Consider the following 2468-nt stretch of genomic DNA (forward strand, 5'->3'; position numbering starts at 1 on the left):
GATGATGTCCACGATCTTGCGGGCCGAGGCATCGATGCCGCCCATGGTCTTCACGACCTGGCCCACCACGGTGCCGCCGTGCGTGGCGATCTCCGAGGCGCCCGTGGCCAGCGTGTTGGCCTGGCGCGCGTTCTCGGCGTTCTGCTGCACCGTGGCGGTGAGCTGCTCCATGGCGGCCGCCGTCTCCTCCAGCGAGCTGGCCTGCTGCTCGGTGCGCGAGGACAGGTCCTGGTTGCCGCTGGCGATCTCGCTGGTGGCCAGGCGCACGGATTCGGACGAGGCGCGGATCTGCACCAGCACCGCCGCGATCTTGTCCACGAAGTGGTTGAAGGCGCTGGCGATCTGGGTGAGTTCGTCGCTGCCGTGGGTGGACAGGCGGCGCGTCAGGTCGCCGTCGCCCGAGGCGATGTCTTCCAGCGCATCGCGCACCACGCCCAGGCGGCGCAGCTGGTGGCTCACGGCCACGGTGACCAGCGCGACGGCGGCCAGCACGCTCAGCAGGGTGATGACGATGGCCACCTGCAGCAGCGCGCGCACCGATTGCGTGGCCTCGGAGCGGTCGATGGCGATGGCCAGCGTCCAGGGCGTGCCCTGCACCTTGGCGGCGTAGAGCATCTGTTCGGCGCCGTCGATCTGCACGTCGGTGCGCTCGTTGCGCTCGGCCAGGCGCTTGATGAGCGCGGCGTCCAAGCTGCCCGAGATGTCGGAGACGGGCTTGAGCGCCATGCCGGGCTTTGCATACGCCAGGATCTTGCTGTCGCCGTCCAGCAGGAAGGCGAAGCTCTTGGCGATCGGGTGGATGGCGTTGACCTTGGCGGTCACCGAATCCAGGTAGATGTCGGTGGCCACCACGGCCGTGGGCTGGCCGGCCGGGCCGGCGGGCTCGGCGAAGGTGATGGTCAGCTTGCCGCTGCTCGCGCCCACGTAGGCGGGGGTGATGACCGGGCCGCCCGCCTGTGCCGCCTGCTTGTACCAGGGGCGCGAAGTGCCGTCGTACCCGTCCGGCACCTTGGTGAGCGCCATGTGGCGCTTGTCGGCATAGGTGAAGTACACCAGGTCGAACGCGCCGGCCTGCTTGATGGCGCGCAGCATGGGCAGCGGGTCCGGCTGCTCGGTGGCGACCTTGAGGGACGAGGTGATCCGCTGTTTTTCGCGCACCCATTCGGCCACTTCGTCGGCATGCAGGCGGGTGAGCCCGCCGACGTGCTCGTCCAGCTGCGCCAGCGTGTCGTTGCGCACCACGAAGAAGGTCACCAGCGCCAGGGCCAGCAGAGAGAGCACGGTGATGGCGACGCAGATGCCGATGAGGCGCGCACGCAGGCTTTTGAACATGGGGTACCTTTGCAATTGGATACACACAAGGGTTCATTCTGACCATCGGTTGACGCATCTCAAATGCCAAGCCGGCGGTTCTGCTAGGTGGAAACCCTGATGCCCGGATTCGCCCGAATTCGCCGGGCTTCCCGCATGCCCTGCCGCGCCCTTGCCGGGCGGCGGGGGCCTTCGGCGCCGCAACGGGGCTGCCAGCGCGTATCCTCGGGGCCGTCTATGAACCAACTGCAACTTTTCCTGCCCTGCGCCGCTGGCGTCGAGGGTTTTCTGGCCGACGAGGTGCACGGCATCACCGGCCTGACCGGCCAGGACCTGCTCACCGGCCGGGGCGGCGTGCTGCTGCGGGCCTCCTGGCGCGACGCGCTGATGCTCAACCTGCACAGCCGCCTCGCGCAGCGCGTGCTGGTGCAGCTCGGCCACCGGCCATACCGCTCCGAGAACGACCTGTACGCCGCCGCGAGCGAGGTCGCCTGGGAGATCTGGTTCACCCCGCGCCAGAGCTTCAAGATCGATGTCACCGCCCAGCACAGCCCGCTCACCAGCCTGAACTTCGCCGCGCTGCGCGTGAAGGACGCGGTGGCCGACCGCTTTCGCGCCAAGACCGGCGTGCGCCCGGACGTGGACACCCAGTGGCCCGACGTGCGCATCCACCTGCACCTGACCACCGACGAGGCCACGGTGTACATCGACACCTCGGGCGAGCCGCTGTTCAAGCGCGGCTGGCGCGAGGACAAGGGCGACGCCCCGCTCAAGGAAACCCTGGCCGCCGCCATGATCGCGGCCACCGGCTGGGACCCGCAGGGCGACGTGCCGCTGTACGACCCCTGCTGCGGCAGCGGCACCGTGCTGATCGAGGCGGCGCAGATGGCCTGCCACATCCCCGCCGGCATGCAGCGGCGGTTCGCCTTCGAGAAGCTGCTGCCGTTCCAGGCCCATGTCTGGTCTGCTATCAAAAATGAAGCAGAGCAGGCCATCAAACCGCCGGCAGTGGGCATCTTCGGCTCGGACGTGTCGCACCGCATGGTGGACTTCGCCCAGCGCAACGCCGAGCGCGCGGGCGTGGCCCAGGCCATCGAGCTGCGCGGCGGCGACGCGCTGCAGCGCATGCCGCCCACCGCCCAGCCCGGCGTGATGCT

At 69.2% G+C, this 2468-nt stretch carries 2 protein-coding genes; one reads left to right on the top strand and one right to left on the bottom strand.

The window, feature by feature from the left end; genetic code table 11:
- On the bottom strand, positions 1 to 1332 hold a 1332-nt coding region (locus tag AC27IQ_RS22495; protein WP_487090860.1), incomplete at its 3' end, for a cache domain-containing protein.
- A gap of 216 nt (positions 1333 to 1548) precedes the next feature.
- Between AC27IQ_RS22495 and AC27IQ_RS22500 the strand changes: the two genes are divergently transcribed.
- Positions 1549 to 2468: THUMP domain-containing class I SAM-dependent RNA methyltransferase (locus AC27IQ_RS22500; RefSeq protein WP_487090861.1), on the top strand; the 920-nt coding region annotated here is incomplete at its 3' end.

The organism is Acidovorax sp. KPB24-07 (genome assembly GCF_057543315.1).